General features: G+C 62.1%; 6 protein-coding genes and 1 tRNA gene. 5 read left to right on the forward strand and 2 right to left on the reverse strand.

What is annotated here, in order from left to right:
• A partial coding sequence (locus KBT70_RS00925) for an iron-containing alcohol dehydrogenase (RefSeq protein ID WP_296627696.1) occupies nucleotides 1-943 on the forward strand: 943 nt, incomplete at its 5' end.
• A 37-nt stretch (nucleotides 944-980) separates the two neighbouring features.
• Here the strand turns inward: KBT70_RS00925 and KBT70_RS00930 are convergent.
• Entirely contained in the window at nucleotides 981-2,141 is a 1,161-nt protein-coding gene (locus tag KBT70_RS00930; protein WP_296627697.1) for a geranylgeranyl reductase family protein, read from the reverse strand.
• Between the two features lie 3 nt (nucleotides 2,142-2,144).
• Nucleotides 2,145-2,600, reverse strand: coding sequence for an Lrp/AsnC family transcriptional regulator (locus KBT70_RS00935; RefSeq protein ID WP_296627698.1), 456 nt, complete (start codon nucleotides 2,598-2,600; stop codon nucleotides 2,145-2,147).
• Between the two features lie 120 nt (nucleotides 2,601-2,720).
• Between KBT70_RS00935 and KBT70_RS00940 the strand changes: the two genes are divergently transcribed.
• From KBT70_RS00940 to KBT70_RS00955, 4 genes are all read left to right on the forward strand, one after another.
• Nucleotides 2,721-3,767 (forward strand): Glu/Leu/Phe/Val dehydrogenase dimerization domain-containing protein, encoded by a 1,047-nt coding sequence (locus KBT70_RS00940; protein ID WP_296627699.1) that lies wholly within the window; start codon nucleotides 2,721-2,723, stop codon nucleotides 3,765-3,767.
• 74 nt (nucleotides 3,768-3,841) lie between these two features.
• Nucleotides 3,842-4,765 carry an orotidine 5-phosphate decarboxylase gene (locus KBT70_RS00945; RefSeq protein ID WP_296627700.1) on the forward strand — a complete coding sequence of 308 codons (924 nt, stop codon included), beginning with the start codon at nucleotides 3,842-3,844 and terminating at the stop codon, nucleotides 4,763-4,765.
• A gap of 89 nt (nucleotides 4,766-4,854) precedes the next feature.
• Nucleotides 4,855-4,928: transfer RNA gene (locus tag KBT70_RS00950), tRNA-Gly, on the forward strand.
• Nucleotides 4,929-4,986: 58 nt separating this feature from the next.
• On the forward strand, nucleotides 4,987-6,000 hold the full coding sequence (locus tag KBT70_RS00955; RefSeq protein WP_296627703.1) for a tyrosine-type recombinase/integrase: 1,014 nt from the start codon (nucleotides 4,987-4,989) through the stop codon (nucleotides 5,998-6,000).
• The last annotated feature ends 52 nt before the right edge of the window (nucleotides 6,001-6,052 follow it).

Genomic DNA, 6,052 nt, shown 5'->3' on the forward strand with positions numbered 1-6,052 from the left:
GGTCGATCCCAACCCAAACGAGATCAACCTTGCCGCCGGGGTCAAGGCCTATCGCGCGGGCGGGCATGACGGGGTGATCGCCTTTGGCGGTGGCTCTGGCCTCGATCTGGGTAAATGCGTGGCCTTCATGGCGGGGCAGACGCAGCCCGTATGGGATTTCGAGGATGTGGGCGATTGGTGGACACGCGCCAATGCGGACGCCATCGCGCCGATCATCGCCGTGCCCACCACCGCCGGGACCGGATCGGAAGTGGGGCGCGCCAGTGTCATTACCAATTCCGTGACCCATGCGAAAAAGATCATCTTTCACCCAAAATTCCTGCCCACGGTCGTGATCTGCGATCCTGAACTGACCGTCGGTATGCCGAAATTCATCACCGCGGGCACCGGGCTCGATGCCTTTGCCCATTGCGTCGAGGCCTTTTCCTCGCCGCATTACCACCCGATGAGCCAGGGAATTGCACTGGAAGGCATGCGCCTTGTGATCGACTACCTGCCGCGCGCCTATGCCGATGGAACGGATATCGAGGCGCGCGCGCAGATGATGAGTGCCGCCGCCATGGGTGCCACCGCGTTTCAAAAGGGCCTTGGCGCCATCCATGCCATGAGCCACCCGGTTGGCGCGCATTTCAACACCCATCACGGCACCACCAATGCGGTCTGTATGCCCGCCGTGCTCGACCTCAACGCCGATGTGATCCGCGACCGGTTTGACCGTGCGGCAGGATACCTCGGCATCACGGGCGGCTATGATGGCTTCCGCGCCTTCGTGCAGGAGTTCAACGACAGCCTCGGCATCCCGCGCGGCCTGCGGGATCTGGGCGTGACCGAGGCGTCCATTCCTGACCTCGTGCGCGATGCGCTGACCGATCCAAGCTGTGGCGGCAACCCGGTGACGCTGACCGAGGCCAATCTGACGGCGCTTTTCAAGGCGGCCCTCTGAAGGTTTGGGGGACAATGTCCCCCATCCCTCCACCCCGTCAGAGGCGGGCGCGCAGCGCCATGAGCCCGAGGCGCGGCAAGCGCAGCACCAGCCGCGCCAAAATCTGCTCATACTCCACCTCGCCTGCCATCAAGCGCAGGTAATCGCGGCGCAAGGTGGAGGAGCGCTGAAAGGCGCGGGCAAAGCCCGGCTCGAGCGCGGGCAGAAAGATCACCGGACGGATCAGCCGCGCCATGCGCAATGCGCGATGCACAGGGCGCAAAGCGTGGCGATAGCGCGTTAACGCGGTCTCTGCTTGCCCGGCACTCAACGCCGCAAGCGCCGCCTTGGCCGCCAACTGTCCGCTCTGCATCGCATAGCCGATGCCTTCGCCCGTGATCGGATCAACCAGCCCCGCAGCGTCCCCCGCAAGCAGAACAGCACCTTGCCCCGGCACGGTGCGGAAATCGCCAAAGGGCAGGAATTGCCCTTTGAAAGAAGCCACAGCCGCGTCGATCCCCAGCATATCGCAATAGGCGGACATGGCGCGTTTCATTTCGGGGTTCTTGCCGAGCAACCCACCGACGCCCACCGTGGTCGAGCAACGCTTGGGAAAAACCCAGCCATAGCCCCATTGCGCCGCCCCCAAATCAATCCGGACCGGCGCGGCGGGGTCGATCTGCGCGCCGACCGCCTCGATCTCGAGCCCAAAGCCGATGTGCGCACGGTCAAACGGCTGACCAAAGAGCGCGCGCGCCACCTGAGAGTTGACACCATCCGCGCCAATCAGAACGCCGTAGCCCAGCACAGGTCCGCCTTTGAGCGTCACGGTGCGGGCGTCGCGGTCGATCTCTGCCACCGTCTGCCCGGTGAAATCCTGCGCCCCTGCCCCCATCGCATGCGCGCAGAGCATCGCATCCATGTCCCACCGCATCGTGGCGCAGAGGACGGGTGCATCCTCGATGATCCCTACCGGCTGGCCGCGATAGCGGAAATCGACCGTGGTCTTGCGGTCCTGCGGCTCGAACGGCATGTCATGCCCGAAAATCTCGGCATAATGCTGCCGTGCGCGCCCGGTGATCAGACCACCGCAGAGCTTGTCGCGCGGAAAGGTCTTGCGGTCGATCAGCGCCACCCGCAACCCCGCCTGCGCCGCCACATAGGCTGCCGCCGCCCCGGCAGGCCCGGCCCCGATCACGATCACGTCGAAGCGGTCCACCTCTCAGACCTCGGGCAGGGCATCACGGCGGATCATGGTCCGCAGAGCGAAACTTGACCGCATGGAGCGGATGCCGGGGGTCTGCATCAAACCATCCTCGAGAAACCGGTCGAAGTCCCTCAGATCAGCGGCCACCACCCGCAAGAGCACATCACGCGTGCCGGTCATAAGGTAACATTCCATCACCTCGTCAAAGCGCCTGATCCGTGTTTCAAACGCGGTGATCGCGTCGCGGGTATGATGCTCCAACTCGACAAAGATGAAGGCGTTGAGCGGCAGGCCGAGTTTCTCTTGATTGACCCGCGCGGCATAGCCGGTGATGACGCCATCGGATTCAAGCCGGGCAATCCGCCGTGCCAGAGGCGTGGGCGAGAGACCCACCGCCGTCGACAAGTCGGCAAGCTTCTGGCGTCCGTCGCGTTGCAGGGCAGCGATGATCTGGCGGTCGATACGATCCATTTTCCCTACTTTTCCCTCTATTATTGGGGATTTCACCCAAATGTCACGCGTCGTTCACAGGAGTTTGCTGTTTTATCGCGTCTGACCGCTCTTATTCTTGCGCTCAAGGAGGAGTCCAACATGCTCACACGTCTGGCCAGTCCCACCCATGAGGAAGTTTACCGCGTCGAGGATCGCGAAAGCGGCTTGCGCGGGTTTATCGCGCTGCATTCCACCCGTCTAGGACCCGCCGCCGGGGGCCTGCGGATGCGGGTCTATGAGGGCGACGATGCCGCCCTTGAGGACGTGCTCAACCTCTCACGCGGCATGAGCTACAAGAACGCCGCAGCCGGTCTTCCGCTGGGTGGTGGCAAGGCGGTGATCCTTGGCGATCCGGTCCGCGACAAGACGCCTGCGCTGCTGCGCGCCATGGGGCGCGCGATCAACATGCTGCAAGGGCGCTACTGGACCGCAGAGGATATGGGTATGTCGCCCGAGGATATGGCCGAGATTGCCCGCGAGACGCGCTTTGTCGCCGGGCTGGACAGTGGCGCGCATGCCAGCGGCGATCCCTCGCCCGTGACCGCGCGCGGCGTTCTGGGCGCGATGCGCGCAGGTGCAGCGCAGCTTTGGGGCACGGATGACCTCATTGGTCGGCATGTGGCGGTGCAGGGGTTGGGCCATGTCGGCTGGCACCTCTGCCACCTGCTGCACGAGGCGGGGGCAAAGCTGAGCGTGGCGGATATGAACCCGGCCCACGCGGCCAGCACGGTGCGAGAGTTTGGCGCGACCATGGTCGATCCGCGCAGCGTCCATGCCGTTGATGCCGATATCTTTGCGCCCTGCGCCATCGGCGGCGTGCTCAACGCCCGCAGCATCCCCGAGATCAAGGCCAAGATGATCTGCGGTGCCGCCAACAACCAGTTGGCCACGTCCGAGGATGGCGAGCGACTGCGCGCGCGCGGCATTCTCTACCTGCCCGATTACGTTGCCAATGGCGGCGGGATCATCAATGTCGCCGCCGAAATTCTGCGGATCGCGCCCCGCGCGCCTTGGGTCGAGGAGCGGCTGGCCGCAATGCAGGCGCGCATGGCGCATATCCTCACGCGCGCAGCAGGCGAAGGTGTTAGCCCCGCGATGATCGCCGACCGGCTGGTCGAAGAGCAACTGTTGCAAGTGGCGGTCTGACGCCGCTCATCGGACATGAATTGAGCTGGGGTGTTTGGCCTGTTACACTGTCCCAAACATCCCCGGAGGTTCTCATGCTGCGTTTGTCCTTGTCTTTTGCTCTGATCCTTGGACTGGCCGGGGGGGCAGAGGCGCAAACCGCGCTGAGCGAACGGGTAAGCCTCGCGCATGGCACCTTTAGCAGCGGTGGCGGCCTGACCATCGCCACCGAACTGCGCCCGACCTCGGACGGGCGCACCGCACTCTGCGGCGTCTGGTCCGAGAGCGAGAGCCAGTCGAGCTATACCAAAGGTGCCGCGCGCGAAATCGTGCGGTTGGCGACGGTTTACGTGGACGGTCAGCGTATCGCGCAGAACCTCGTGGAATTGCCACAGATCGACCCAAGGCTCGATTATGCCGGTGCGCCTGCGGGCTGCATTCTCACCGCTCTGACATGGCAACCGGGCCGCGTGCCCGAGGTTTTCGTGCCGCGCAAGCAGATCAGCCGCAGAAATGGCGGCGGCAGCGATCCGCAAATCGACTTTGCCCAGACCGGCACCGGCGCGATGAGTGGAGCACTCGAAGTGCTCCCGTTCCTGATCCGCAACAGCCGCACCGTGCCCCTCTCGAGCGCTGCGCAGGTGGTCGAGGGGCGCTATAGCAGCGGCGGCGGTCTGCGTCTGGCGGCGGAATTGCGGCCTATCAACGGGCGCGCGCATCTCTGCGGGGTCTGGTCAGATCTGCCGGGACAGGACGCACGCACCGAGGGTCTGGGACGCGAGATGTTGCGCCGCAGCAGCGTGACGCAGGCGGGGCGCGAGATTGCCCGCGATCTTGGCAATCTGCGGTGGGTGACGCTGCGCCGCGATTATTCTGGCGCTGAGGCGACCTGCCTTGACCTTGGCACGCCTTGGCGCGCGGATCAGGCCCGCGCACCGCTCACGCTGGACCTGCCCGAAACAGTGGTCTATCGCAGCACGACCCCCAAAGGTCAGAGCGTCATCCGCTTTGGCTCTTGATCCGGGCGGGTTATTCTCACCGCGACTGTGAGGCCGCACAAGTTTTCGCTTGAAGCACGCCAAGCGACGGTGCTATCCAGAGCGCCGCGGCGGGTATGGTGAAAAGGTATCACGAAAGCTTCCCAAGCTTCAGTTACGGGTTCGATTCCCGTTACCCGCTCCAGACTTTCATTTTATTGTTCTTGTTGCTCAACCGCTTAGCGCTTTGAGGGCAAGAAGATATGCACACATCACGTCACACATCGCACATCATTCTGCGGAATGGGCATCTGTATTACAACCGTCGCGTTCCACCACACGCGCAAGAAATTTACGGGAGTTTCATACGCCTGCGGCTACAAAGCATCGAACAAGCTGAGATTTTGACCAGCCGATTAAATGCAATCTGGGAATCCCGCCTGCAAGCCAATGTCGTTTCGGTCGCAGAGTTGATGGAAACCTGCAAACCCCAACCCAAAGACCTTTTCGCAATTTCAGTGGAGTATCTCGCTGTAAAAGGAATTCAGAGCAACCCGACACGCAGCACGGTAGACTACTCTATCGGTCTCTTGGGCAATCGAGAAATTACTGCATACGGAAGGCAGGACGCACGCTTGTTTGTGTCATGGATGTTGGGCAGGGGGCGCAAGACTACAAGCGTCAGGCGGCGCTTGAACTGCCTCACAGCCCTATTCAACTACGCCAATAAGGAACTGGAAATTGACCGGCGAAATCCTTTCTCAGGCGTCTTGATCCCAGAAGAAGGAAAGGACCGGCAACAACGCATTCCCTTCACATGTGACGATCTTGAACGCGCCTACGAAAAGGCAATGAGCGGGCGCTCTAATTTGCGTCTTTGTGTTCCAGTCTTGGGCGAAACGGGCTGCAGAATCGCCGAGATTATTGGGCTACGCCGACAGGACGTTGATATGCAGAGACAGGTTATCAGGATCACAGCACACCCTAGCAGATCACTGAAAACGGCAGGATCAGAGCGTGAAATCCCGTTTGTAGGTCACGCGCTGGGTGCAATGGAACGCCTGCTAGCGGGCGGAGAGACTACCTATCTTTTTCCAGCTTACACAGATGAAAGCCAATGCAAGGCCACTCACGCGAGCAATGCGCTCAACAAATGGCTCAAAAGAGATTTCGAGGGCAAGACCGCCCATTGCCTTAGACACGCATTCAGAGACCGCCTTAGAGCCGCTGAGGCCCCTTTAGAGATTGACGTTGCCCCCAACTTTTATCCAGCGTGAGCGAGACTCCGGGTTTGAGTTTTGCCGTTTTCGGCGGATTGGGCAACGGGGT

The organism is Roseovarius sp. (assembly GCF_018066915.1).
Taxonomy (GTDB): domain Bacteria; phylum Pseudomonadota; class Alphaproteobacteria; order Rhodobacterales; family Rhodobacteraceae; genus Roseovarius.